This window comes from Actinoplanes awajinensis subsp. mycoplanecinus (assembly GCF_001509495.1).
GTDB classification, from domain to species: domain Bacteria; phylum Actinomycetota; class Actinomycetes; order Mycobacteriales; family Micromonosporaceae; genus Actinoplanes; species Actinoplanes palleronii.
Map to the genome: position 1 here is coordinate 1 of NZ_LLZH01000307.1, position 26,892 is coordinate 26,892.

The 26,892-nt window shown below is 72.9% G+C and carries 14 protein-coding genes; 8 read left to right on the top strand and 6 right to left on the bottom strand.

All coding sequences use genetic code 11. The features are described 5' to 3' along the window. Positions 1 to 100: 100 nt before the first annotated feature. From ADL15_RS38420 to ADL15_RS38435, 4 genes are read left to right on the top strand one after another with little or no spacing between them, the layout of a single operon-like run. The gene (locus tag ADL15_RS38420) at positions 101 to 12,133 is read left to right on the top strand and encodes an actin cross-linking domain-containing toxin (RefSeq protein ID WP_232344810.1); all 12,033 of its coding nucleotides are present in this window, start codon (positions 101 to 103) and stop codon (positions 12,131 to 12,133) included. Continuing rightward, on the top strand, positions 12,130 to 12,834 hold the full coding sequence (locus ADL15_RS38425) for a hypothetical protein (RefSeq protein WP_067702206.1): 705 nt from the start codon (positions 12,130 to 12,132) through the stop codon (positions 12,832 to 12,834). The genes ADL15_RS38420 and ADL15_RS38425 overlap by 4 nt, the downstream gene beginning before the upstream one ends. Next, a complete protein-coding gene (locus ADL15_RS38430) occupies positions 12,834 to 13,316 on the top strand; it encodes a type VII secretion system-associated protein (RefSeq protein ID WP_067702209.1) in 483 nt (160 codons plus the stop codon). Before ADL15_RS38425 ends, ADL15_RS38430 begins: the two co-directional genes overlap by 1 nt. Beyond that, on the top strand, positions 13,313 to 14,251 hold the full coding sequence (locus ADL15_RS38435) for a GlcNAc-transferase family protein (RefSeq protein ID WP_067702212.1): 939 nt from the start codon (positions 13,313 to 13,315) through the stop codon (positions 14,249 to 14,251). The genes ADL15_RS38430 and ADL15_RS38435 overlap by 4 nt, the downstream gene beginning before the upstream one ends. On the opposite strand, the gene ADL15_RS38440 is transcribed toward ADL15_RS38435, so the two are convergent. Then, positions 14,205 to 15,614 (bottom strand): dihydrolipoyl dehydrogenase family protein, encoded by a 1,410-nt coding sequence (locus ADL15_RS38440; RefSeq protein WP_338025601.1) that lies wholly within the window; start codon positions 15,612 to 15,614, stop codon positions 14,205 to 14,207. The genes ADL15_RS38435 and ADL15_RS38440 overlap by 47 nt on opposite strands. Before the next feature lie 11 nt (positions 15,615 to 15,625). Further along, positions 15,626 to 16,174, bottom strand: a complete 549-nt coding sequence (locus tag ADL15_RS38445; RefSeq protein ID WP_067702218.1) for a hypothetical protein — start codon at positions 16,172 to 16,174, stop codon at positions 15,626 to 15,628. Between the two features lie 99 nt (positions 16,175 to 16,273). Here ADL15_RS38445 and ADL15_RS38450 point away from each other — a divergent pair, with 99 nt between their 5' ends. Beyond that, positions 16,274 to 16,855, top strand: a complete 582-nt coding sequence (locus ADL15_RS38450; RefSeq protein WP_067702221.1) for a TetR/AcrR family transcriptional regulator — start codon at positions 16,274 to 16,276, stop codon at positions 16,853 to 16,855. 112 nt (positions 16,856 to 16,967) lie between these two features. Here ADL15_RS38450 and pepN read toward each other — a convergent pair whose 3' ends face one another. The 3 genes from pepN to ADL15_RS38465 form a co-directional block, all read right to left on the bottom strand. Further along, on the bottom strand, positions 16,968 to 19,367 hold the full coding sequence (pepN, locus tag ADL15_RS38455) for an aminopeptidase N (protein WP_067702224.1): 2,400 nt from the start codon (positions 19,365 to 19,367) through the stop codon (positions 16,968 to 16,970). Between the two features lie 66 nt (positions 19,368 to 19,433). Further along, complete coding sequence (locus ADL15_RS56675; protein WP_269748424.1) at positions 19,434 to 20,582, bottom strand: SGNH/GDSL hydrolase family protein; 1,149 nt, start codon at positions 20,580 to 20,582, stop codon at positions 19,434 to 19,436. Between the two features lie 14 nt (positions 20,583 to 20,596). After that, a complete protein-coding gene (locus tag ADL15_RS38465; RefSeq protein WP_067702230.1) occupies positions 20,597 to 21,163 on the bottom strand; it encodes a TetR/AcrR family transcriptional regulator in 567 nt (188 codons plus the stop codon). A gap of 113 nt (positions 21,164 to 21,276) precedes the next feature. Between ADL15_RS38465 and ADL15_RS38470 the strand changes: the two genes are divergently transcribed. Further along, positions 21,277 to 23,580, top strand: a complete 2,304-nt coding sequence (locus ADL15_RS38470) for a putative bifunctional diguanylate cyclase/phosphodiesterase (RefSeq protein ID WP_067702233.1) — start codon at positions 21,277 to 21,279, stop codon at positions 23,578 to 23,580. Positions 23,581 to 23,608: 28 nt separating this feature from the next. Here the strand turns inward: ADL15_RS38470 and ADL15_RS38475 are convergent, their stop codons facing one another. After that, entirely contained in the window at positions 23,609 to 24,076 is a 468-nt protein-coding gene (locus ADL15_RS38475) for a MarR family winged helix-turn-helix transcriptional regulator (protein WP_232344811.1), read from the bottom strand. Between the two features lie 59 nt (positions 24,077 to 24,135). On the opposite strand from ADL15_RS38475, the gene ADL15_RS38480 reads away from it, so the two are divergent. Next, positions 24,136 to 25,755 (top strand): MFS transporter, encoded by a 1,620-nt coding sequence (locus tag ADL15_RS38480; RefSeq protein ID WP_067702239.1) that lies wholly within the window; start codon positions 24,136 to 24,138, stop codon positions 25,753 to 25,755. 32 nt (positions 25,756 to 25,787) lie between these two features. Beyond that, positions 25,788 to 26,864 (top strand): polyprenyl synthetase family protein, encoded by a 1,077-nt coding sequence (locus ADL15_RS38485; protein WP_067702242.1) that lies wholly within the window; start codon positions 25,788 to 25,790, stop codon positions 26,862 to 26,864. The last annotated feature ends 28 nt before the right edge of the window (positions 26,865 to 26,892 follow it).

Here is a 26,892-nt window from a genome sequence, read left to right on the forward strand (position 1 = left end):
CGAGATCGGCCACTACCTCGGCCTCGCCGACGAGAACATCGACAACATCCGCGTCTTCAACCGCGACGACACCGCCCGGCACGCCACCGACGACTCGCTCATGTCGACGACCGTTGCGAATGACAATCCGCAGATCCTGCAACGGCACCTGGACCGGATCGCCGCCGCCGAGGAAGGCGCGATCGGCACCACCAGCACCCCGGACGGCACCCTCGGCACCCGGCCCGCACCGCGCCCGCACACCAACAATGCGGCCTTCGCCCAGCTCACCGCGGCCCCGGCGACCCCGGTGACCCGCACCGGCTACCTCGCCGCCGTGGACCGCAGCCTCGACGAGGCGCGGCCGCTGGCGTTCGTGGTCAACGCCATCCTGCCGGCCTCGGACATCGGCCAGATCCCCGACATGATCCAACAGGTGCTGGCCGGCCAGCAGGGCTTCGCCGACCGGGTCGGCTTCGTCTTCAACCTCAACGTCAAGGCCACCGACCCGGGCGCCAGGCAGGCGGCGTTCACCGCGACCGAGAACGCCATCACCGCGCTGCGCAACAACCCGCGAATCCGGGACCTGCCCCAGCCGGTCGCGTTCGTGGCGTCGACGTTCGGTACGAAGAGTTTCGAGCCCGGCAAGATGCGCAACCTCGTCCTGCAGCACCCGGCGACCCGCACCCTGCTCGCCGCCTACCACCGGGACGGGCACCACCCGTACGTCGCGGTGCAGGACTTCGACCTCAGCAGCCGGCTCGTGTCACCGGCCGGGCCGCACGTCTTCAACCACTTCGAGAACCTGCTGGCGCCGTTGAACGCCTCGGCCACACCGGCCACACCGGCCGACCCCGACGCGATGGACACCCGCGACCCGCAAACACCAGAGCCGCCGGAAACACCGGAGCCGCCGTTCCGGCCGCTGATGTTCGCCGGTGGTTACCGCCCCGACGACCTCGCCGCCCAGATCACCGCGGCCAGCACCCAGCCGAACCCGAACGCGGACCTCGTCCAACTGGGTCAGCCGGGCCGCGTCACCCAGGTTTCCAACAAGATCCGCGCCGACATGGCCGCCCGGGACGCGCAGGCCAAGGTGCACCCGCTGCTGCCGTACTCGCCGGAGCCCAACCTGTTCGTGGACGGCCTCGTCGTGATGGCCGACCCCACGTTGAGCTTCGGTCTGAAGGGCGCCGAGTTCACCAACCTGGCCAAGGAGCTCAACATGTTCGCCGCCGGCGAGCTGGCGGAACGCTTCACCGGCAGCTACCAGGCTGCCCCCGCCACCACGGCGGTGCCGCCGAGCACCACACCGACCGACGTCGAGGACGCCTTCGCCACGCAGGACAGGACGGAGATCCTCGCGTCGGTGGCGGTCCACGCCGGCAACTACACGCTGCCCGGCCGCGGACCCGCGTTCGTCGTCGACTTCGCCGGCGGCGCGGTCAGCACCGACCTGCTCCGCCTCGCCCGTGGCGTGCTGGAGACCGGCAAGCTGCCGCAGGACCACGCCCCCGCACACCACCCGGGCACCCGGTTCTACGAGTCCAAGCCCTCGAGGAAGGGCACCAGTTTCAAGGACGTGGCGGGCACCGCGGGCACCGGCGACTACCAGACATCCGAGCCGCTGCGCCCGACCCGTCGCGGCGTCACACGTCCCGACGTGGCACCGGGGTACCAGGCCCACCTGGGCAACCAACCGGTGAACACGCCCAGCCCGGCGATCGCGCAACCGATGGACGGCACGTTCGCCGGCATCACCTACGGCATCGCCGAGGAACACCGGGTCCGGGCCGCCTACGAGTCGATCGCCGGGCGCCCGGAAGCGCACGACCAGCGTTGGTGGCGCTACGTCGAGAACGAGGTCATCGGCTTCGTCCGCGACGACAGCACGCCGCCGCCTGCCCACTCGCTCTACCACGCGGTCACCAGCGGATCCGGCATGGACCCGAAGGCGCTGCGCGACAGAACCCTCGCCGCGTTCGGCGACCCGGCGTTCCGGACGGCCGTCACCGCGAACGCCGTAGCGGCCGGTACCAGCCCGCAACACCTGGCCAACGCCCTGGCCGGCACCGGCTACGGCGCGAACGGGCACGCCGCGCGTTTCCTGGCCACCGCGCTGGGCCGCCCGATCGAGGTCCGGCACGTCCGGCACCTCCGGCACGCCGGGACCGGCTCGCTGATCACTCGCACCGAGAGGTTCGCACCGTTCGGGCCGGGCACCGGCCGCCCGGCGATCGTGGTGCACCGGCACGAGTCCGGCTGGTTCAGCGCCACGGCGACCGCGCCGGGGCCGCTGCTCGCCGCACAGACCGAGGTCGCCGAGCTGGCGGACCGGCTGGAACGCTCGACCGCGATCGCCAAGCGGACCCGGGACCAGCGCAGCCTCAGCCCGGAGACCGAGGCACGGCCGGCCAAGCGCCGCGAACCGGCCGACGCGGAGATGGAACTGGTCAGCGGCCCGGCCGCCACCGGCGACGCCCAGTACGCGGCGATCCGCGACCTGCTCGGCGACCCGCAACGGATGCCGGACATCACCGTGCTGATCGACGAGGCGCTCAACTTCGGCCACCAGACCGCCGGGGTCACGCTCATCGAGTCGCTGCGCCAGCTCGGCCACCGGCGCGACATCACCGTGGTCGCCTCCACGAACGTCTGGGACAAGCTCGACACCCTGCTGCCGCCGGGCACGACCGGCATCAACCGGGTCACCCAGGCCAAGTTCGACCCGGAGCAGACCTACACCGACGCACGCCAGAACCAGAACCGCCTGGTGCTCATCGGCGCGGCGGACACCCTCGACGAGGACGGCGGCGAGAACCTCCTCGACTACCTGGGCGCCGACCAGGCCATCGTGTTCAAGCCCTACGCCTGGCAGAGCACCCACCGGCTGGCGTTCAGCCGTACCGGGCCGGGCGAGGACGTCACCACGGTCGACCTGGACGAGGTGATCTCCCCCGACGCGATCTTCACCACCGACGTGCCGGCCCCGGAGCCGGCCACCGTCGAGGCGACGATCCACGCCGCCCTCGATCCGAGCCCGCGCGCCGCCGGCCTGGTCACGATCGCCCAGGCCGCCCTGGCCGACGAGATCGACGTGATGCCGGTCTACGGCCTGCACCGCCTCGACGACGAGCTGCGCCCCAGCGCCGGGCAGACCCTGGCCCACGGCGTGCACGAGGCCGCCCTCGGTCGCCCCGCCGTGATCCTGGAGATCAGCGACTCCCGCGTCGACTACGCCCCGGCCACCGACAACCCGCCGTGGCTCACCACCGTCGACCTGAACGCCGGCGAACAGGTCGACCTGACCGGCCTGGGCGCCGGCGACGTCGTGGTGGTCCGCACCGGCAACCTGCCCCAGGACGTGTTCCGCACCGTCTACCAGCTCGGCTCGCTGCCCGCCGTCCTGGAGGGCGCGAACACCGCCAACCTGGTCCAGCTGATCAACCGGCCGTACTTCTCGCCCCGGCCCACCACCAGCACCGAAGCCACCCGCTTCCCCCGGTCCGACGACCCCGCCGCCGATGCCGCGGCGATCAGTACGCTCGGCGACGTCACCACCGCGATCCAGGCCGGCACCGACTGGTCCGTGGCGGTGAAGGAGGACGAGGACGACGGCCCGTTCGGCGCGATCGGCCGGATCGCCACCGCCACCAGCGTCCTCAAGAGCCGGGCTCGGGTGATCACCGACCCGGCCGAGGCCCACCTGACCCAGGAGGACTTCGATCGGCTGCGCCGGGCGCTGCCGGACAGCATCGAGGACGACGCCCCGCAGATCCTCGGCGACACCGCCGTGGTGGCGGCCGCCCTCGCGCACCAGCCCACCGACGGTACGCAGTTCATGGCCGGCCAACGGCGCCGCATTCCTCTCGACCAGCAGATGATCGAGCAGTGGCAGGCCCTGCTGGACGACCGGCGCGCCGCGATGGTGGCCGAGGCGAGCGAAAAATACCGGGGCCACTCCAACGCACCCAGCGACGCGGCCATCACCACGATCGCCACCGCCATCACCGACCTGCGCAACCCGGACAGCGCGCTCAAGCAGTACTTCGACCGGGTCGCCACCGCCGCCCGCGACCCGCGGCGCGACCAGGTCCTGCAAGGCTTGTCGCACTTCGCGGCGAGCCGGCCCGGCGCCACCCTCGGCAGCCAGAACACCGCACCGGCACACACCGAGGACCAGGACCGGCTGCGGGACACCGACTATCCGTTCCTGCTCGACGTCAACCCGCTGCGCGAGCAGGGCGGCGAGCTGGCCACCAACTGCTACGTCGCCGCGATCGCCACCGACATGTCCCTGGCCACCGGAGGCATCGACCGCTTCCAGGCCGGCGGCGCGGTCGCCAGCCCGAGCCAATACCTGGCCAACTACGCCGGACGACCGCTCGACACCGTGCGCGACCTCGACCAGATCCGCGACATCCTCACCACCGCCGGACCGGGCGCCCGCGGCATCGTCACCGTGCAACGCCACGACGGCAGCGGCCACGCGTTCAACGTCGTCCACGACCACAACGGCGTCGTCTTCCTCGACGGCCAGGCCGGGCACTTCGCGACGCTCGACCCCTCGTACCGTCGCATCAGCCTGGTCTCCACCGGCGACCGAGAGTTTCCCGCGGCCGGCCTTGATGTGCCGGCAACGCCGGCGCCGCTGGTTTCCGGCGGCGTGCCGGACTTCGGAAAAACCTTTGAGGGTACGTCGGTAGGCGTCGAAATCGAGCTCAGCGGCGTGAACAGCTCCCTGGAAGCGGGCTCGGCACGCGCGTTCGGCTACGTCGCGTCCACCGACGGCACCCCGCTCGTCATGATCACCAAGGACATGTCGACAGGTGACCATCCCTCGCGGGCGAAGTGGAAGACGCACACCCTGGAGCTGGTCACCTACCCGGTGGAGGTGTCCGCCGAGGGCGGTGTGGAGTTGCGCAAACAGGCCGTGCTGACCCTGCTCGACCACCTGGAGACCCACCTCGCCACCGGCGGCAGCCGCCCCCTGACGTCGGCCGACCTCGGCAACGGCCTGCAGCTGGTGGTGACCAACAAGAAGCACGAGATCGGCTCCGGCGCGGCGGACGGCGAGCCGGCGGCCTCGAGGATCGCCATGCCGGTGACCATGCAGCAGGTCACCGTCGGCATCCGGGCCACCGACATCGCCACCTCCACGGACCCGGTCGCCGCCGCCGTCCGCAACGCGCCCTGGTACCACGAGGACCACGCCACGTGGGCCCGCGACGAGCTGCACACGGCGGCCCCCGGCCTCGACGTGGACCGGGTCGCCGGCGCCTACACCTACGTGATGTCGGCCATCGATTTCGTCGCCACACTGGTCGGCGACCACAGCATCGCCATCGGCGACTACGTGCCGCCCGGCGGCCCCAGCACCACGACGCTGACCGACCCGAAGGTCAAGAACGCCTGGGCGGTGCTGCCCCGCACCACACCGATCAACATGATCAGCTTGCTGCCCGACCCGGAACGGATCGCGGCCCTCAAACTGATCCGCGAAACGCCCCCGCCGGCCGCCAACCCGGCAGCGTGGCAAGCCGCACGCGCCTACATCGTGTTCCAGAAGAACGGCGTCGCCGGGCACGGCATCGACGACGCCACCATCGGCGGGGAACCGGCGGCGCTGTTCGAGCATCGCACGGTCACCTCCGACGTCGCGGCGTTCGTGCCGTCCCGGCCCGAGCAAGTGCTCGTGATCAAAGACCTGGCCTCGACGTTCGGCGACAACCGGAAGACAGCGGTGGGCCGCGCCGGGACCGAGGTGTCGAGCCCGGAGAACGCGGCAGCGTTCGCCGACTGGATGCGCACCCAGGTCGCCGAGCACCGGGCCAACGCCCCCGCGGACAAGCTGATCGCCCAGAGTGCCGTCAACCAGAAGATGACCTGGCTGGCCGCCCATCGCCCGCAGACCTGGCAGGCCATGCTCGCCGAGCTGGCCCCCGCCGCGCCGGAGCCGGAGGCGCCGCTCACGCCGGAGCAGCAGGAGCCGGAGGCGCCGCTCGCTCCGCCCGCTGCGCCGGAACAGCCGGAACCGCTGGCCGAGCCGCCCGCCGAGCCGGAACCGCCGGTGCCCCCGGCCGCGCCGGAACCGGAACCGCAGGATCCGCCGGCCGACGACGAGATCGTCGCGCCTGCCGCGCCGGTCGCCGACGACGCCCCGCCGCCCAGCGAGGCCGACACGCTGCGCGCCGCCCTGCCCGGATATCTCACCCGCAACGAGTCGCTCGGCATGGCCGAGCAGATCCGGGCCACCCAGGACGCCGACATCGCCGCGCAGGTGCGCGCGCTCGCACCGACCATCACCGCGGCCACCCTGGCCGAGTTGCGCGACGACGTGCGCAACGGTCTCGGACAGTTCGTCGGCGCACCGCGGCCTTACCCGACCATGGTCAACGGCCGGCCGGCCGAGCTGCGGGTCACCGCCACGCTGGACTTCACCGGGCTGACCCTCGACCCGCCGGCCCCCGGCGACGAGGACACCGAGCGCACCCTGGCCGGCGAGACCCGGGCCGCCTACACGAACCGCATCAAGGTCGCCCAGGACCACCACATCGAGGGCCGGGTCGGCATCGGGGTCATGCCGCCGGCCGTGTTCGGTGCCGGCCTCTCCGTGCCGACCGCGCCGAACACCAGCCAGTCCAACACCCAGACCGCAGCCTTCCGCACCACCACCGAGGTGGTCGCCGGCGGGCAGACGAAGATCACCGTGCCGGTCACCCTGACCGCCACCCTGGTGGACGCGGACGGCCGGATCATCGGGACCGGCCCGGTCACCGCCGACGGGTCGGTCGGGCTGAGCGTGGCGACCGCGCTCACCGAGCCGCCCGCCCTGCCGGCGCGCGCCGACGACGCACCGGACCTGGCCGGCGAGCCGCCGAAACGGTTCGGCGTCGAGCAGGCCACCGCCCGGACCGCAGCCGCCGACGGCACCTACTTCGAGCAGGTCGAGACGCTGCTCGGCGAGCTGGGACTCGGCGACGTGACCCGGATCGGCGCGCCCGGCCGTACCGTGCTGCAGCAGATGTTCAGCGACACCGGGCTGGCCGGCAACCTGAGCCGGTCGGTCGCCTACGACACCACCGACCCGCACAAGGGCTGGGTGACCTCCGACCCGCTGCTGCGGGCGCCGAAGGGCTGGCGACGGTTGTTCCCGGGCAAGGACCGGGCGATCCAATACCGTACGGTCGCCCGGCAGGTCCAGGTCGTCGACGAGATCGACGAGGCCGAACACCACGACGACTCGCGGATGGACGTCACCGGCACGGCGGGCACCTCGGCCGAGCGGCAGTGGGGCGGCTACGTGATGGCCGGCGTCGGAGCCGACGCGGCGCCGATCGCGTTCGTGGTCGGGCCGAAGGTCGGCGTGACCCGGCGCGGCGCGCACAAGCAGGAGATCGCCGAGCGGGTGTCCACCACCAAGCGGGTCACCGCCAAGGGCCCCGCGGTGCGCTACCAGACCGTCTACGAGCTGCAGGTCCGCGTGATCGGGCACCCGCCGCGGTTCCTGGCCGGCCGGCTCGACGCGCTGCAGTGGACCACCCGGGACCGGGCGCGCCACACCCCGCTCTACCCGGACGACACCGGCTGGCAGGGCCGTACCGGCGCGAACCGCACCCACTTCGGTCCGGCCCAGCTGGAGCAGGGCACCTCGTTCGGCGGCGCGATCGTCGACGACCTCAGCGGCGGCGACAAGGTGTACGACTCGCTGCTGCAGGTGCTGCGCAACGTACCCGGGAACAAGGGTCTGCGGGTCGACGAGGACACCTTCCTCAAGCAGTTCGGCGACCCGACGCTGGCCCGCGGCCTGACCGCGGGCGTGCAGGCGATCCTGTCCCGGGACTCGGCGGCGCGCACCAAGCTGTCCAACCGTCAGCTGCGCTACCTGCTCGACCGGATCGTCGGCCCGGGCCTGGAGCTCCCGCTGATCAAGCAGGGCAAGCTGCACGACTACACCACCGTCGTGACGGTCCGCGGCACCCTGGACGGCCTCTCCGACGGCGAGCTGACCGACCGCGGCACGATCGAGACCGACGCCAAACGCAAGATCGTCGCCGGGGCCGGCGGTGGCAAGGACACCAGCACCACCCTCGACGTCGGCGTCGACGCGACGGTGATGGGCCCGGTCGGCACCGCGGGCGGCGCGCTGTTCGGCGGCCCGCGGGTGTCGCACACCTGGGTCAAGGGCAACGACATCGGCGTCGAACGGCGCGCCGCCGTCGACTCCCGCACCGGGCCGGCGCTGACCGAGGACGGCGACGTCGGCACCGTGCCGATGCGCGAGTTCGCCGGAACCCTGCAGGTCACCGCGCAGACCCGCTCGTCGGTGCGGCTCAACGCGAACGCCCGGCGGCTGAGCCTCGGCACACCCGGCCGGCACCTGCCCGACGTGGTCGCGACCGGTGGCACCGCGCCCAGGACGTTCCCGCTGAAGCTGCGCTTCCTGGTGCCCGAGCACCGGGTGAGCACCACCGCGCCGCCGGCCGCGCCGGTGGTGGCACCGGCCAACCAGGCGCCGATCGCGAACCCGGCACCGCTCAACGAGATCACCGGCGGCTACCCCGACGACCTGGACGGCGCCCGGATCGAGTCGTTCGTCGGCCTCGAACACCTGCAGGAGGCGGTGCGCAATACGCTCGTCGACGCCGCCCAGGACCCGATCTTCCGGTTCCCGGACGGCCGGATCTCCGCCGCGATCGGTGAGGTGCTCTCGCCGGAGCGGCTGACCGGGCACCCCGAGGTGTTCAGCAAGCCGGTGACGCTGGCGAACCTGACCCACTCGCGGCGGGCCGCGGACGCGATCGGCGACGCGAAGGTCCGGCTGCGCCCGACCAACCCGCGGATCCTGGCGCCCGCCGAATACGAGAAGGCCCGCCAGGGCCGCTCCGGCGGGACGAGCAGCCGGTCGCGGCACGGCTGGGCGGTCGACGCGAGCGTGTCGGCCGGCGCCTTCGCCGCGATCAGCGGGCCGGCCACCGACCGCGGCGACCACACCTCCGAGGGCAGCGCCCGGCTCGCCGCCTCGCTCACCCCGTGGCAGCGCACCTGGGGCAAGGTGACCGAGAAGGTGCTCGCCGGCCGCGCCAAGCTGCGCACCGACCCGGGCCCGCAGCGCCGGGTGCTGGTGCAGGTCGACGTCGAGGCCGAGATCGTCGCGGAGGCCCGCCACGCCAGCAACCTCGACCTGTTCGGCCTCGGCCGGCCGACGACCGGCCGCGCGGGCCAGCAGTTCACCATGCCGGACGCGGTGCTGATCTGGCTGACCGAGGACCAGGTGCACCGGATGCGCACCGCCGACCTCGCCCGCGACGGCGAGACCGCCGACCGGGCCCTGCGGGAGCAGCATCTCCAGGAGACCGAGACCCAGCAGCACGACGAACGCACGCAACGGCAACGCCAGCTCGCCGAGCACGCCACCGAGCTGGCCGCACTCGCCGCCGGCCCGGCCCGCGACGCGCTGCTGCAGCGGCAGGCCACCCAGGTCCAGGACCTGACCCAGCGACAGGTCCAGCGGCGGACCACGCTGCTCGCCCGTCAGCAGGGCGAGCAGGCGGCGGCCCAGCAGCACCACGCCGGCCGGGTCGCGGCGCTGGCCGGGCTCGCCCCGGCGGCCGTTCCGGTCACCCCGCCGGCCCGGCAGCTGCCACCGGTGGGACTCACCGGGGCGGGCACCGTGTCGTACGGAATCGGTGGTGTCGCCTCGACGATCGACCTCAGTGACCAGATCGCACCGCTGCGCCGACGCCTCGCCGCGGAGCTGGGTGAGCCGATCGCGAACGCGCTGCTGCCCGACTCCCCCGGCGCGCAGCCGCACGACAACGTCCGGGCGCTGCAGAGCTTCCTGGCCGACGCGCACCACCACGCCGGCAGCGCGGCCAACGGCGGGCAGAGCCTGCCGCTGCGCCTCGAAGGACGCTGGAAGGGGCACACCTACCACGCGACGCTGAGCGCGGCGTTCGTCACCGAGCCCGCTTTCGACCGCATCGAGCACGTCGACGAGCTGTCGGTCACCGACCGGGCCACCTCGACGCTGGCGACCACCGACTCCCGGGGCCGCACCCTCGCCTCGGTGGCACTGACCGTGGTGGGCCAGGGCGCCGGCACCCACCAGCCGACCGGCGCCGAGCTGACCCAGACCACCGGCACCGGGCCGGGCACGATGGCCGGCGGCGGTGGCGTTCAGGCGTCCGCCGCGCTCGGCACCAAGAACACCACGTCCACTGCGTCGATCACCCGTGATCAGAAGCAGTCGCTGAGCGTGTCCGGGCCGATCGCCACCTACCGTGGCAGCCTGCGGGTCGATCTGACCGTGACCGGCGCCGGCCTGCCCGCCGACGGCGTCGCGGTCAGCGACACCCGGGTCGTCGACGTGCACCAGCATCCCGGCGCCAGCCGGCCGGCCGGTCCGCTGGGCGTGGCCCACCGGGTCCGCCGGGTGCGACCGAACCGCCTCGGCGACGACAGCCGGCAGCGGTGGCGCGACGCGGCCGGGCACGACACGCTGCCCGAGCCGGGCCGGTTCGCGGTCGAGCACGTCTTCGCCGACCTGACCGTGCTGCACCGGGCCGCCGAGCAGGCGCTCGTCGCGTCCGGTGCGGCGATCGACGAGAACGTCCGGACCGCGATCCGCAACGGCATCACCACCTCGACGGTCAAGGCCGGTCTGGCGATCATGTCGGACGGCCGGTTCCTGCTGCCGCTGCCGGCGGCGCTGGGCCGCGACCTGATCCTCGACGCGCGGCTGTTGTCCGGGCCCCGGTTCGCCGGCGTGGACGCCGACATCGACCTCGAGGGCTCGGCCGGGACGCTGCGCAGCGACACGGTCGAGCGCACCGCCGGCCACCGGTTCGGCATCCGCACCCAGATGCCGATCATCGCCGGCGGCGTGAACCACCCGCACGGCGCGAAGGCGGTCGGCCCGGACGATCTGCAGGCGCGGCACCCGTTCGGCGCGGTGAACGACCGCAACCACCTGGAGCAGCCGCTCTACGCGACCACACCGGACCGGATGCGCAAGGGCGTGGCGACCCGCCGCGACGACGGTGACCCGGTGGCGGACCTGCCGGTCGAGGACCAGGACACCGACGACCCGGTCACCCGCGGGTTGTCATACGGGGTCGCGTTCCGGTTCATCGCGCGCTCGCACTCCACCAGTGGCGGGCAGCCCCGGCACCGGGCCGGGATCGAGCTGACCGTGGACGACGCGGTGTCGGTGCGGATGGACGACGCGTCCGCCCTGGCCCGGACCGGGGAGGCGCTGCCGCCGGCGCTGCGGGAGGCCGCGATCGCCGTCGCCGAGCAGGGCACCACCTGGACCGCCGCGATCCGGCGGCGGGCCGGGCTGGCCGCCCAGCCGGCGCCGGACCCGGTCGCGCTGGCCGCCGCCGACGACGCGATCACCGCCGCCGAGACGGCGTGGTGGGACGCACGAGCCACCCACGACCGCGAACTGGCCGCGCTCCACCACCCGCCCGCGGTCCTGCCCCCGGCCGCACCGGCGATCCCGCCGCCGGACGCGCCAGCGGTCCCGCCTGCGGCCCCGGCGTTCGTGCCGCATGCCTTGGCCCCGGTGCCGGAAGAACCGGAAACCCCGCCGCTCGAGCCGCTCGAGCCAACTGCCCCTACCCTTGAGCCGGAAATTCCGGAAATGCCGGAAACTGGCCGCTGGGCGACCCCGGACGGCACGGTCGTGCGGACCGGCCCCGGCACCTACACCGCGAACGGCACCCCGCAACTCCCCGGCCCGGCAGCCACACCCGCACCGCCCCACCTCGCCCGGGTCTTCGACTCATGGGACGCGACCGGCGGCGGTCAGTTCACCCCCGACCACCCGCTCCTCTCCACCGGTGACGAGATGTCCCGCGCGCTCGCCTACCTCGACGCCGGCACCCCGGTGCTCACCACCGGCACCGAAGAGCTCGACGTCTACGACACGGAAGCCGGCCCCGTGGTCCCGCTGACCTACCGCACCGACGGCCGGTGGATCTGGACCGACGCGGCCGCCTACTACCTGCGCACCTACGCTCTGAGCCCGGACGAACGACTGCTCGCCGACCTGCGAGCCCGCGACTATCACCACCCGCCGGTCGACCCGGCCGCCGCGCGGCGTGCGCTGGCCCAGCTGATCGGTGACCCCCAGGAGGACAGCCCATGACCTACGTGTTCGCCCCGTCCCCACCGGGCGCCCCCGCGTTCGGCGCACCCGGCGCACCGGTCCTCGACCTGGTCGGCCGTTCGTCGGTGCTCGACGACGCGGACCGGGCCGCGGTCACCGCCGTCGCCGCGCTCCCGGGCGCGATCGCACTCTGGCGCTCCTGGCAACTCGACGGACCGACCCGCGTCTACGTGCTGGCCACCACCGGAAAACCACCCGCGTTCCCGGCACACTGCTACACGCCCGGCGACGACCTTTCACCGTACGTCCGGGCAGCCCGCCGCTCGTCCGCGCTGCTCTGGACCGCCGCCGACGCCCCGCCGCTGCGCCTGGCCCAGGTTTTCGACGCCGACGGCGGTTTCGCCCCGGACCACGAACGACTCGACGGCCCCGGCCGTGACCACGTGCTCGCCTACCTGACCGCGGGCGCCGCCGTGCTCGGCACCACCGACCGCGGCACCGACGTCGTCGACCCGGAACGCGGCGCGGTCGTCCCGCTCGACCTGCGTACCGATGGGCGGTGGATCTGGCCCGACATGGTCACCTACTACCTGCGCGAGCACGGCCTGGCCCCGGAACCGGACCTGCTGGCCGACATCCGCGCGGCCGCCGCCCCACCGGCCGTCGACCCGGTCGGCGAGCACCGCGCGCTCGCCGCGCTGTTCCAGTCCGGCGCGCTGTCACCGGCCGGGAGCGCCTGATGCTGCTGATCGACCCGGAATGGTCGGACGCCACGGACGACGACGACACGCCGCCCGCCGAGGCGGTGCTCGGCGAGTGGGCCGAGGGCCCGGACGGCGCGCTCGGCCCGTTCCGCCCCAACCCGGACTACCGGCCGCGTTTCGAGAACTCGCCGGTCGACCCGCTCGACGCGGTGATCCGGCTGGCCATGCACGGCGACGCCGAACTCGACCAGGTGCTCACCATGCTCGCCGGCAGCCTGGTCGAGATGGCGTTCAACGGCGACGGCCGGCCGCTGCTCGCCCTCTCGCCCGACGACCGGCTGTGCGTGCTGATCGCGTCCAGCCCGGCGCACCGGCGGCAGCTGTTCGCGCCGCAGTGGCGCGAGGTGACCCTCGCCGACCTGCTGGCGGCACTGCCCGACGACGCCGACGTGCTGGTCAACCCGGGCGGCCCGGCATGGGTGCGGCTGGCCGGCGACTTCCTCCGTACCGTCTCATGACCATCTTCGTGTCGGTGGCCGCCTACCGTGACCCGCAGCTGGTCCCGACCGTGCAGGACTGCCTGGCCAAGGCGGACCGGCCGGACGAGATCCGGGTCGTGGTGTGCTGGCAGCACCACGGCGACGAGGACGTGTCGGCGATCGCCGCCGACCCGCGCGTGCAGCTGATCGACCGGGATGCCCGGGACAGCCGCGGCGCCTGCTGGGCCCGCGCCCAGATCATGGCCGAGTACGCCGGCGAGGACTGGTTCTTCCAGGTCGACAGCCACACCCGGTTCGCGGCCGGCTGGGACTCCCGGCTGATCGAGCTCGCCGCCCGCACCGGCGCCGCCAAGCCGCTGATCACGTGTTATCCGCCCACCTACGACCCGACCGGCGACCAGCCGCCCGGCGACGTGCCGGCCGAGCTGGTCATCGAGGGGTGGTCCGACGCCGGCCTGCCGATCATGGGGCAACGCACGATCGAGGACTGGGAGAACCAGGACGGTACGGTGCCGGCCCGGTTCCTGGGCGCCTGCTTCCTGTTCGCGCCCGGCTCGTTCGCCCGCGAGGTCCGCTACGACCCGGCCATCTACTTCCAGGGCGAGGAGATCCTCCTGGCCGCGCGCGCCTACACCGCCGGGTACGACCTGTTCCACCCGGCCGAGGTGCTGGCCTGGCACTACTACCTCCGCCAGGACAGTCCGCGGCACTGGGACGACCACGGCGCCGACGGCACCGACGCGAGCTGGTACGAGCTCGACCGGGCCAGCCACCGCCGGGTCCTCACCAAGCTGTACTTCCCGGAGGTCGGCCACCTGGCGATGGGCCGGCACCGCACACTCGCCGCCTACCAGGAGTACGCCGGCGTCGACTTCGTCGCCCGCAAGTGGACGCGACCCGCCACGGTCACGGGCGACCGTACGCCTCCAGCAGCCGCAGCCACACCTCACTGACGGTCGGATACGCCGGCACCGCGTGCCACAGCCGGTCGATCGGCACCTCGCCCACGATCGCGACCGTCGCGGCGTGCAGCAGCTCGGCGACGTCCGGGCCGACGAACGTGACCCCGACGATCACCCGGCGCTGCTCGTCGACGACCATCCGCGCGTGGCCCTGATAGCCGTCCGCGTGCAGCTTGGCGCCGGCGACCGCACCGAGGTCGTAGTCCACCACGCGTACCGTCAGCCCGGCGCGTTCCGCGGCCGCCGCGGTCAGACCCACCGAGGCGACCTCCGGCTCGGTGAAGACCACCTGCGGCACCGCCCGCTCGTCGGCGGTGGCCGCGTGCTTGCCCCACGGCCCGTCCTCGACCTCCGCGCCACCGGCCCGCGCCACGATCACGTCACCGACCGCCCGCGCCTGGTACTTGCCCTGATGCGTCAGCAGCACCCGCCGGTTCACGTCACCGGCCGCGTAGAGCCAGTCGACACCGCGGACCCGCAGCGTCTCGTCCACCTCGAGCCAGTCCCCCGGCGTGCGCCCGACCGTCTCCAGGCCCAGGTCGGCGGTGTTCGGCACCCGCCCGATCGCGACCAGCACCTCGTCGGCCTCGACCACCTCGCCGTCGGTCAGCGTGAGCCGCACCGCACCGCCGTCCCGCCGCACGGCGGTGACCTCCGCGCCGAGCCGCACCGACACTCCGGCCTCGCGCAGCGCCGCGGTCACCCGCTCCCCGGCGAACGGCTCGGCGGCGGGCAGGATCCCGTCGCGGGCCAGCACGGTGACCGCGCTGCCGAGCCCGCTGAACGCGGTCGCCATCTCACCGGCCACCACACCCCCGCCGATGATCGCCAGCCGGGCCGGCACCGTCGCGGCGGCCGCCGCCTCCCGGCTGGTCCACGGCGCCGCCTCGCGCAGCCCGGGCAGGTCCGGCAGCAGCGCCGCGGTCCCGGTCGCGACGACCACGGCGTGCCGCGCGGTCAGCGTGGTCACCGTCTCGTCGGCGCCGGTCACCTCGACGACCCGGTCGGCGGTGATCCGCCCGTGGCCGCGGTGCAGCGTGATCCCGGCCGAGGCCAGCCACGCCGCCTGCCCGTCGTCCTTCCAGTGCGAGGCGAAGTCGTCCCGGCGGCGCAACACCGCTGCCGGGTCGAGGTCGCCGGTCACCGCCTGACTCGCTCCGGGAAGATTTCGTACGGCCCGGAGCGCGGCCGCGCTGCGCAACAGCGCCTTGGTCGGCATGCAGGCCCAGTACGAGCACTCCCCGCCGACCAGCTCCCGTTCGACGATCGCGGCGGTCAGCCCGCCCCGCACCACCCGGTCGGCGACGTTCTCCCCGACCGGTCCCGCTCCGATGACGATCACGTCGTACGACATGGGGTTCATTGTCAGACGGTCCGGCGCAGGCGCAGGGCCGAGATGAGGAAGAAGACGCCGCCGGGGATGGCGTAGCCGGCGATGTTGGTCAGGGCCGGGTCGGCCGCACCGGCCGCGGCGATGAACGAACTGCCGGCCAGCACCGAGATGCCACCGCTGAGGATCATCGGCCACTGACCGCCCATGCTCCGCCGGCGCACCCCGACCAGCAGCTGCACCAGACCGGCCACGATCGCCCAGGCGCCCCACACCCGCAGCACCGCCGGGATCCCGGACGAGGTCGCGACGGCCACGCCGATCGCCGTGAGCGTGCTGACCGCGATGTTCACGTAGAGCAGCACCGGCGACCCGGCACTCCGCGACGACCGGGCGTCGACGACCGCGGCGGCCACGTCGAACAGCGGGTAGATCACCAGCAGCACGACTGCGAGCGGCCCGAGGTGGGTGGCGGTCGTGAACATCACGAGGGCCCAGACGATCGCGAACCCGAACCGGACGAAATACAGCCGGCGCAGGGCGTCGGCAGCGGTGCTCACGTGCGGCTTGGCGGTGGTGGTCATGCGACTTCCCTTGGTAGAACGAACGTTCTGTCTCCGCAAACAATGCGGATTCGCTCGACGCTTGTCAAGACCGAACGTTCTATCCGCTACCATGGCCGCATGAAGCGCAGCGACGCCGAGACCCGGCCCTCCGAGGCCCGCGACCGCCTGCTCGGCACGGCCAGCCGCATCTTCTACGCCGAGGGCATCCACTCCGTCGGCGTCGATCGCATCATCGCCGAGGCCCAGGTCACCCGGGCCACGTTCTACCGGCACTACCCCGGCAAGGAAGACCTGGTCCTGGCATATCTGCGCGCCTCACACGAGATGGAGCGCGCCGCCGTCGAGGCCGCCGTGGCGAGCGGTCAGCCGCCGGTCGAGATCCTGCGCGCGATCGCCGGCGGCATCGCCCAGTACATCCAGTCCCCCGGCTTCCGCGGCTGCGCCTTCCTCAACGCGGTCGCGGAGTATTCCGACCCGGCCAACCCGGTCCACCAGGCCGTGACCGACCACCGCCAGTGGTTCCTGGACACGATCACCACGCTGATGTCCGGCGCCACCCCCACCGCTCGGCACTTCGTCATGCTCCGCGACGGCGCCATGGTGTCGGGCTGCCTCTCCGACCCGGCCCCGGTCAGCGAAACGTTCCTGCAAGCCGTCGAGAGCCTGCTCCAGACCCACCCGACCCCCCAGCCCACCTGAGAAACCGCGGGCCGGTCACCGCCACCGGCGGTCCGGGCACATCCGCGACACCAATCCCAGCCTGGAACGCAGCGCGCCGCCCGCTCCCGGCGCCGTCAGCCCCTCGCGAGCGTCAGACCTTCCCTGCCGTGCCGTGCCCTCCTGGCTGGTCCTGGTCACTGAGTGAGTGAGCGGCCCCGCCGTCACGGTCGTCGAGCTCGTCCATCCAGCGGCGCCGCAGCACCGTGGGGACGTCTCCGGTCAACGCCTCCCGGACCAGTTCCAGTTCCGCCGCGGTCAGCGGCAGAGCCGGGAACGCCCGCCCCACCGCGGTGGCGAACGCCGAGCCACGCCGGGCCAGACCCGGGGAAACCTCGAGGTAGGCCGGAATGTAGGGCGCCACCAGCTCCCGCTGCGACGGCGACCAGAGCCCGGCCGCGAGCGCCCCGAACCGGCGCACGGAAATGCCGGCGTCCCCGGTCATCGTGGTCCAGGCCTGCGCCTTGGCCGCGGCGCTGGGCCGGGCGGCCAGCGCGGTGAGAGCGCCGAGTTCACCCGTGGCAGTGCCGTCGCGCCGCCGCTCGGACTCGATCCCCGGCGCGTCGATGCCGCCCAGTTCGGCCAGCCGGTGCACGACCGCCCAGCGCAGATCCGGTAGCAGCGGCACACCGAGGTCGGTGGCGTCAACGTCCAGCCAGCGCCGCAGCAGTGCGATGTCGGTGGTGGTCCGGGCCAGCCCGGCGGCCAGGGCGAGCTGCCGGTCGGGCTCGCCGGTGGGCACGCAGGCCGCGGCGATCATCTCGAGCGCGCCGGGCACCGACCTCCGGCGTACCAGTTCGTCGAGGGCTCGGTTGAGGGCCGCGGTCACCAGCGTGGGTGATGACTCGCGAGGCAACTGCCCGGGCAGCAGCCTCTCGATCGGCACAGTGGCCCACAACACCGCTCGGACCAGCGGGTCAGCCAGATCGGCCAGCCCGTTCGCCACCGCATCGGACGAGAGCTCGTCGAGCGCGATCCGGGCGAAGGTCTCGCCGTGCGAGTTCGGCACCACCACCAGCCCGGCCAAGTCCGGCAACGTCACCGGCTCGGCCTCGAGATCGATCAGACGCGAGCCGACCGGCGCCAGCTCCGGGGTGTACGCGGTGACGGTGAACCGGTGCGGCCGGACGCCGTCACGGGTCAGCACCGGCACGCCGTCGTCGCGGCGGGTGACCCGGATCGTGTCGTGACCCGCCGTCCGCAGCCACACCCCGGCCCAGGCGTGCACGTCGCGCGGCGAGGCGGCGTCGAGTGCGGACAGCAGGTCGTCGAGGGTGGCGTTGGCGAAACGGTGCCGGGTGAGGTGCGCGTTCACCCCGGCGAGGAAGTCGTTCTCCCCCAGCCAGGTCACCAACTGCCGGATCACCGCGTTGCCCTTGCCGTACGAGATCTCGTCGAAGACGGTCCGGCCGGTGGCCACATCCGGGACGTCCTCGGCGACCGGGGCGACCGGGTGTGTCGAGCGCCGCCGGTCGGCCAGGTAGGCGCCGGGCTTGTGGGCTGCCTCGAACGACACCCGGGTGCCGGGGAAACCGGCCGCGGTCTCGGCGACCTGGAAGCCCATGTAGTCCGCAAAGGACTCGTTGAGCCAGGCGTCCTCCCACCAGACGGGGGAGACCAGATTGGCGAACCACATGTGCGACATCTCGTGCGCGATCACCATGGCCCGGCGCCGGCGGTCGTCGTCGGTGACCCGTCCTCGAGGCAGCATCGACTCGTTGACCGTCACACAGCCCGGGTTCTCCATCGCGCCCCAGTTCAGCTCCGGCACGAACACCTGGTCGTAGGAGTCGAACGCGTACGGCTCGGTGAAGATCTCCGCGTAGTGGTCGAAGCAGAGTTCGGTGACCTGGCGTAGCTCGGCGGCGTCCCGGTCCAGGTCGGCGGCGAGCGAGCGCCGACAATGCCAGCCCATCGGCAGGCCGCGGTGCTCCCAGCGCACCGAGTGGTACGGCCCGGCCGCCACCACCAGCTGGTCGCACGGGATCGGCGGGGTGGCGGCGAACGCGGTGCCCGTGATCGGCAGCGCGTTCGTGAGAACGGTCCACGCCGGGTCAGCGGTGACGGTCAGGGTGATCGGGCTCTTGAGGTCCAGCTGGTCGAAGCAGGCGAACAGCCGCTGGGTGGCGTCCAGCCCGAGGTAGGCGCCGACATACCGTTCGCCGTCGACCGGGTCGGTGAAGACGTGCAGGCCTTCACCGTCGGCGACGTACCGCAGCCGGGCGTCGACGACCACCTCGTGCTTGCCGGGGGCGAGACCGGCGAGCGGGATGCGCCTGCCGTCGTACCCGGTCGTGACGACATCGCCGTCGATCGTGACCTGCAACTGCTCGGCCTGGTGCAGCTCGAGGAAGGTGTCGCCGCCCCGCGTGTCGAACCGCACGGTGACCCGGCTGCGGAAGGTGTCCGTCGCCGTGATGTCGAGCGCCAGGTCGTAGGAGACATCGGCGAGCAGGGCGGCCCGGCGGCGTGCTTCATCCAGAGTCAGCGACATCCCGCCACCCTATGGCCGGCGCCGGGCCGCTGGTGGTCCCTGTTCACCCCTTTTCCGGTACGACGATCAGCGTCGCAGCCGGTCCAGGGTCAGCTTGGCGAAGCGCTCCCCGATCCGCCGATGGGCGGCCGTGTCCGGGTGCAGCGCGTCCGGCAGCGGCAGCTCCGCGTGGTCAGCCTCGCCGTACAGCTCCAGCCCGTCCACGTAGTGCAGGTGCGGATCGCCCGCCGATCGCTCCGCCACGATCCGGGCCAGATGCGAGCGGATCACCGTGAGGGTCAGCTTTCCGGCGGCGACCTCGGCCGGGTCGCCCGTGGCCCGGAACCGCACCTTCCCCTCCTTCAACGCCTCCACGTCGAACGCCCCCGGCCCCGGCGTCACCTCGTGGATCGGGCAGAAGATCGGCGACACCACGACCAGCGGCACGTCCGGATGCCCCTCCCGGATCGTGTCCAGGAAGCCGTGCACGGCCGGCACGAACGCCCGCACCCGCATCAGATCAGCGTTCACCACATTGATGCCGATCTTCACGCTGATCAGGTCGGCCGGGATGTCACGCATGGTCCGCGCCGTGAACGGATCCAGCAGCGCACCGCCGCCGAAGCCCAGGTTCACCAGCTCCAGATCGCTCTCCCGGGCGGCCACCACCGGCCAGATCCCGAGCGGGCTCGTCGCGTTCGACCCCTGACTGATCGAGCTGCCGTGGTGCAGCCAGACCGGCCGGGTCACCGGGGTCGCCGGCTCGATCGGGGCATCCGCACGCAGCCCGACCAGCTCGGTCGTCTCGGTGTGCGGGAGCCAGATCTCGACGTCCTTCACCCCGCCCGGCAGGTCGGTGAACGTGATCGTTCCCGGTCCGCTGTCGGTGGTCTCGGTGGCGCCGGTGGCCATGTCGACGGTGTGCCGGATGCCGCCCGGGATGCTGCCCTGCGCGGTGGGCCGGCCGTCGACGGTCAGGTCGTAGACGCCGTCCGGGCGGGCCGGGACGCCCCGGTACCCGAACCGGGTGGGCACGGCGTCGAGTTCGATCGTGGTGGCGGCGGTGCGGCAGACCAGTCGTACCCCGGAGGGTTGTGCCTCGACCATGGCCAACTGCGGATCGGGAGTCTGTGCGCGGGCCGCGGCCGGCAATCGATGCGGCCGCAGGCCGCGCGCGGTCCGCTCCACCTCAACGGCGCCGCGGAGCATTTCGGGGGTGATCTCACAGGGGTGCACGAAGGGAACCTTTCTCAGGACGGCCAGTGGCGCAACGCGACATCGAGCGCGTCAACAGCCCGTGACCAGGACTGTTGCGAATCGGGTGAGCTGTGGGCGAAGCCGCCGGCCAGCTCGAGGCTCACGTACCCGTGGAAGGTGGCGCCGAGGAACCGCACCGCGTGGTTCTGCTCGGCCGCGGGCACCTCGTAACCGCGCAGGACGGCGCGGAGCATCTCGCTGTGCCGCGGGCCGGCGCTGGCCGCGGCGGTCTGCGGGTCGAGCGGCAGCCGGGCCGCGGCATACCGGCCGGGGTGGGCGCGGGCGTAGTCGCGGTAGACGTCGCCGAGCGCGGCCAGGGCGTCCCGGCCGGAGCGGCCGGCGAGCGCGGCCATCCCCCGGTCGGCGAGCTCGGCCAGCGCGAGCAGCGCGATCCGGGTCTTGAGGTCGTGCGAGCTCTTGACGTGTGCATACAGGCTCGGCACCGCCACACCGAAGTGCCGCGCCAGCGCCGACAGGCTGACCTGATCAAAACCGGCCGTGTCGGCCAGCTCCGCCGCCGCCTCGACCAGCCGGTCCGCGGTGATCCCCGCTCGCGCCACGCCCCACCTCCGCATTCCTATACCAGTTATACATTAACCTAATGCCATTAGGAAGCCGGGCGGTAGACCCGTTCGTCAGGTACCCGGGGAGGCGGACATGATCTGATATAGCAATGGTGCGGGCGACCCTGACGAGAGGCAGCACCTGGCTGCGCGCGGGGTTCGGCCTGGGCGTGCTGCTGCTCGCCGCACAGGTCGTGATGTCGTTCGCGGTCACCCAGGCCTGGGCCGACCGGCACCCGATCCTCGACGGCGGCCTGCAGGACGGGGTGTATCTGCTGGCCGCGGCGTTGGTGGCGGCGCGGGCGGCGCTGATCCGCGAGGACCGCGGGGCCTGGCTGCTGATGAGCACCGGACTGTTCGCGTACGCGGCCGGCACGGTCTACTGGGTCGCCCTCTTCAGCCGGATGGACCACCCGCCGTTCCCGTCACCGGCCGACGCATTATGGCTGGCGTACTACCCGTTCGCGCTGGCCGCGGTGCTGCGCCTGTTGTGGGTCCGGCAGCGCCGGCTCAGCGCGGCGGCCTGGCTGGACGGCCTGATCGCCGCGGCGTGTGCGGCGGCGTTCGCATCGGTGATCTTCTTGACCGGTTTCGCCGGCAGCACCGGATCACGCTGGTCCGCCGTGATCAGCGTGGCCTTCCCGGTCGCCGACATCGTGCTGGCCGGGCTGTTGCTCGGCGCGTGGGCGCTCAGCGGCTGGCGTACCGAGCGGGTCTGGATGCTGCTGCTGACCGGCATGGGGATCAACTCGGCGGCCAACGGGATCCACGCGTTCCAGACCGCGGTGGGGATGTCCCTGCCCGGTGGCTGGGCCGACCTGCTCTGGTCGGTCGCGCTGGCGGTCATCGTGGTGGCCGCCTGGCAGCGGCCCCAACCGGCCACCGAACGGCGGCCGGCCAGCGCCGTGGTCGGCGCGGTGCTGCCGGCGGTGCTGGCCTGCGCGTCGCTGCTGCTGTTGCTCGGCGACTGGCGCTCCGTCGGCGCGCTGCCCCAGGTCAGTGGCCTGCTGGCGGCGCTGGCGATCGCCGGCGCGATCGTCCGGATGCTGCTGACCGTCCGGGTGGTCGAGGCCCTGGCGGACGCCCGCCATCAGGCCCGCACCGACGACCTGACCGAGTTGCCCAACCGGCGCAGCTTCCTGGAGGCCGTCGACCACAGTCTGGATCCGGGTCCGGTCGCCCCGGCGCTGGCCGTGGCGATCATCGACCTGGACCGGTTCAAGGACATCAACGACAGCTTCGGTCACCGCGTCGGCGACCGCCTGTTGCAGCTGGTCGCCGAGCGGCTGGCGGAGGCGGTCGGTTCGGTCGGCACGCTGGCCCGCCTCGGCGGTGACGAGTTCGGCGTGCTGCTGCCGGGCGTCGACGCGGAGCAGGCGCAGCAGATCACGACCGGTTTCCTGACCGTGCTGCGGCGCCCGTTCCACCTGGGGCAGATCGGCCTGCACGTCGACGCCAGCATCGGGGTGGCCGCGTGCCCGGCACACGGCGTCGACTCCAGCACCCTGATGCGGCACGCCGACAGTGCGATGTACCAGGCCAAGGACCACCAGAGCGGCGTGGCGCTGGCCACCGGCGGGCCCGACGACGACAGCGGGCGGCAGCGGCTGACCACGCTGGAGGAGCTGCGGGCCGGCCTGGACCGCGGCGAACTGACCCTGCACTACCAGCCGCAGATGCTGATCGCCGAGGGCGTCGTCGCCGGGGTGGAAGCCCTGGTGCGGTGGAACCACCCCAGTCGCGGGCTGGTCTACCCGGACGGGTTCCTGCCGCTGGCCGAGCACGCCGGGCTGATGGGCCGGCTGACCACCCAGGTCCTGGAGATGGCACTCGCCCAGTGCCGCGCCTGGAACGACGACGGCCTGGCGCTCACCGTCGCGGTCAACCTGTCCGCCTCCAACCTGCAGGACTGCGACCTGCCCGGCTACGTCGCCGACGCACTGCTGCGCCACGGTGTGCCCGCGCACTCGCTGCACCTGGAAGTCACCGAGGAGATCCTGATCCGGGACGCGGCCCGGACCACCGAGATCCTCGCGGAGCTGCGCCGGATGGGCATCCGGCTGGCGGTGGACGACTACGGCACCGGCTATTCCAGCCTGGCCTACCTGCAGGCGCTTCCGGTCGACGACCTCAAGCTGGACCGGGCGTTCGTCACGCACTGCGACACCGACCCGCGCAGCGCAGCGATCGTGAAGAGCACCGTCGAGCTGGCCCACAACCTCGGCATGCGCATGATCGCCGAGGGGGTGGAGAGCGAGGCCGGGCTGGACCGGCTCCGGCAGTGGGACTGCGACCTCGCCCAGGGCTATCACGTCAGCCGGCCACAGGCCCCGCAGCAGCTCACCACCTGGCTGCGCCAGCAGGCGAGCGACGTCGCGCACACCGACGACCACACGACGGTCGCGACGTCCTGACGACTCCGGCCCGGGGTGCCGGAGGGGCCTACTCGGGCCGGCGGTGCTCGGCGGCATAACCGCGCAGCACGGCGGCCACCTCGCGCAGGAAGCCCACCGTCGCGGCGGCCTGCTCCGGCGTCAGCCGGGCCGCCGCCTGCTCGACCCCGTCGAAGAGCGGCCCCAGCGCGTCGAGCACCTCCCGGTACGCCTTCTCGGTGGCGACAACGGTCTGCCGCCGGCGGTCCGAGGGGTGCGGGACCCGCTGGGCGTGCCCGTTCGCGGTGAGCCGGTCGACGAGCGTGGTGGCCGACGCGGACCGGATGTTGAGGCGCTGCCCCAACTCGGTGGGGCCGAGCCCGTCCGCGCTGCCGAGCAGGTGATCCAGGGCATGGGCGTCGGTCAGGTTCACCCCGAGCTTGCGGGCCAGACCCTGGGTAGCTTCGCCGTTGGCCTGCAGAAGCTCCCGGACGGCCAGCGCCATGTCGCTGTGCTGACGTTCCTGTGGCCTGGTCACGCCACGATCATAAGCCCACCAGGTAGCAAGAAAATCTAATTACTTGTATAACAAGATTCATGACAGCAGAGATACCTTCTCGGCGCCGCTGGCTCAGCCTGCTCGTGGTCAGCCTCGGCGTGGCGATGATCATCGTGGACGCGACGATCGTGAACGTCGCGGTACCCGCAGTGATCACCGACCTCGGCGCCACCTCCAGCGACGCCCAGTGGATCCAGGAGTCGTACACCCTGGTCTTCGCGGCGCTGCTGCTGGTCGCCGGGCGCACCGCCGACCAGGTCGGACGACGGCGGCTGTTCATGGCCGGCGTCGCGGTGTTCACACTGGCCAGCATCGGATGCGCCCTGGCGCCCACCCCACCGCTGCTGATCACCGGCCGGCTGGTGCAGGGCATCGGCGGCGCGATGATCCTGCCCACCTCGCTCTCCCTGCTCAATGCCACCTTCACCGGGCGCGAGCGCGGGATAGCCTTCGCGGTGTGGGGCTCCACCATCGGCGGCACCGCGGCCCTCGGCCCCCTGCTCGGCGGCTGGCTCACCACCGACCTGTCCTGGCGGTGGGCGTTCGGCGTCAACGTCCCGCTCGGCGCCCTGCTGCTGGTCGGCGCGGGACTGCTGCTGACCGAGTCCCGCGAGCCCCGCACCGGGCACGGCAACGACTGGGCCGGCGCGGTGCTCTCGGTGGTCACCATGGCCGGACTCGTCTTCGGCCTCATCCAGGGTCGCAGCTACGGCTGGTTCGAGCGCACCGGGACGGTGGACGTGGCCGGCATCTCGTGGACCGCCCGGCTGTCGCCCGTACCCTTCGGTTTCGCCCTCGCCGCCATCGGCCTGGTCGTGTTCATCCTCGTCGAGCGGCGCCGCAACGCGGCGGGCCGGCCGGTCCTGCTGGACCTGTCGCTGTTCGCGATCCCCTCGTTCCGCAACGGGAACCTGGTCGCCGGCGTCGTCAGTCTCGGCGAGTTCGGGCTGCTGTTCTCCCTGCCGCTGTGGCTGCAGAACGTCCGTGGCTACAGCGCGTTCGAGACCGGGCTGGCCCTGCTGCCGCTGGCGGCCGGCAGCTTCCTCGCCAGTGGCCTGGCCGTGCCGCTCACCGCCGCCCGCGGGCCGATCTTCGCGGTGCGCGCCGGCATCGTGCTGGAGATCGCCGGGGTGGTGGGTGCCGGCCTCGTCGCGGCACCGGACACCGCGTGGTGGCAGATCACGCCGATGCTCTTCGTGTACGGCATCGGTGTCGGCCTGGCCACCGCGCAGATCACCGGCGTGGTCCTGGCCGACGTGCCGGTCGCGATGAGCGGCCAGGGCTCCGGCACGCAGAGCACCACCCGCCAGCTCGGTTCGGCGCTGGGCATCGCGGTGCTCGGCACCGTGCTGTTCAGCACCACCGCCGGCCAGCTGACCACGGCCCTGGACAGCGACGGCGTAGCCGAGAGTCAGCGCTCGGCGGTCGTGTCCGCCGTCGAGGACAGCGCCGGCGCCGCGATCCCCGGCCTCGCCGCCGACCCGCGCACCGCAGCGCTGGCCGGCGACGCCGCGCAGGCCTTGTCGACCGCCACCCGGTACACCGCTTTCACCGCGGCCGGGTTCCTGCTGCTCGGCCTGCTCGCCTCGGCCCGGCTGACCCGCGCCGCCCGCCACACGCCTGACACCGCCGCCGCCCCGGAAGGTCTGCCCCGATGATCTCGCCACCGCACGGTTCCACGAAACGCCTGATGCCCTCACCGCTGGCGGTGGACGACCTCCAGGACCGGGTGCACAAAGCGATCGAGCACTTCCTGTCCGCGCGGGCCGCCACGCTGGCCGCGGTCAGTGACGATTGCGCTCCCCTGGTCGGTTACGCGGCGGACCTGCTCAGCGGCGGCAAGCGGCTGCGCGCGGCGCTCTGCTACTGGGCCTGGCGGGCGGCCGGCGCGCCGGACGAACCGGCCATCGTGGCGGCCGCCGCCGCGCTGGAGTTCTTCCAGGCCGCGGCGCTGATCCACGACGACGTGATGGACGCCTCCGACATGCGGCGCGGGGCACCGGCGGTGCACCGGCGATTCACCGCGCTGCACCGCGCCAACCGGTGGGCCGGCGACGCCGACCACTTCGGCCTGTCCGCCGCCGTGCTCGTCGGTGACCTGTGCCTGGCGTGGAGCGACGAGCTCTACACCAGCAGCGGCCTGCCGGCGGACGCGCTCGCCCGGGGACGCACCACCTTCAACCTGATGCGCACCCAGCTCATGGGCGGGCAGTACCTCGACCTGATCGAGCAGGCCGCCGACGGCCGCGATCCGGCGGGCGCGCTGCACCGCGCCCGGCAGGTCATCCGGTTCAAGAGCGCGAAGTACTCGGTCGAGCAGCCCCTGCTTCTCGGCGCCGAGCTGGCCGGCGCCGGCCCGGATCTGCTGGCCGGGCTCTCCGCGTTCGGCCTGCCGCTCGGTGAGGCCTTCCAGCTGCGCGACGACATTCTCGGTGTCTTCGGCGACACCGCGCTGACCGGCAAACCCGCCGGCGACGACCTGCGCGAGGGCAAGCGAACGGTGCTCGTCGCACTGACCCTGCGCGATGCCGATCCCGTACAGAAGAAGGTGTTCGCCGCGCATTTCGGCGACCCCGGCCTCGACGCCGCCGGCGTCGCCCGCCTCCGCGAGATCATCGTGGCCACCGGCGCCCTGGCCGCGACCGAGGAAATGATCACGAGCGGGTTGCGCGAGTCGCTGACCGCCCTGCACACGATCGACATCGACCCGCGCAGCCGATCCGTGCTCGCCACGCTCGCCCGCAATGCCACCGACCGGACCTTTTGAGTACGACGGGCAGCGGCGGGCAGACTGT

Excerpts from the sequence above, each read along its gene's own strand:
- ADL15_RS38420 (WP_232344810.1), top strand. The coding sequence starts at position 101 with ATGTCGACGACCGTTGCGAATGACAATCCGCAGATCCTGCAACGGCAC.
- ADL15_RS38425 (WP_067702206.1), top strand. The coding sequence starts at position 12,130 with ATGACCTACGTGTTCGCCCCGTCCCCACCGGGCGCCCCCGCGTTCGGC.
- ADL15_RS38430 (WP_067702209.1), top strand. The coding sequence starts at position 12,834 with ATGCTGCTGATCGACCCGGAATGGTCGGACGCCACGGACGACGACGAC.
- ADL15_RS38435 (WP_067702212.1), top strand. The coding sequence starts at position 13,313 with ATGACCATCTTCGTGTCGGTGGCCGCCTACCGTGACCCGCAGCTGGTC.
- ADL15_RS38440 (WP_338025601.1), bottom strand. The coding sequence starts at position 15,614 with ATGTCGTACGACGTGATCGTCATCGGAGCGGGACCGGTCGGGGAGAAC.
- ADL15_RS38445 (WP_067702218.1), bottom strand. The coding sequence starts at position 16,174 with ATGACCACCACCGCCAAGCCGCACGTGAGCACCGCTGCCGACGCCCTG.
- ADL15_RS38450 (WP_067702221.1), top strand. The coding sequence starts at position 16,274 with ATGAAGCGCAGCGACGCCGAGACCCGGCCCTCCGAGGCCCGCGACCGC.
- pepN (WP_067702224.1), bottom strand. The coding sequence starts at position 19,367 with ATGTCGCTGACTCTGGATGAAGCACGCCGCCGGGCCGCCCTGCTCGCC.
- ADL15_RS38470 (WP_067702233.1), top strand. The coding sequence starts at position 21,277 with ATGGTGCGGGCGACCCTGACGAGAGGCAGCACCTGGCTGCGCGCGGGG.
- ADL15_RS38480 (WP_067702239.1), top strand. The coding sequence starts at position 24,136 with ATGACAGCAGAGATACCTTCTCGGCGCCGCTGGCTCAGCCTGCTCGTG.
- ADL15_RS38485 (WP_067702242.1), top strand. The coding sequence starts at position 25,788 with ATGCCCTCACCGCTGGCGGTGGACGACCTCCAGGACCGGGTGCACAAA.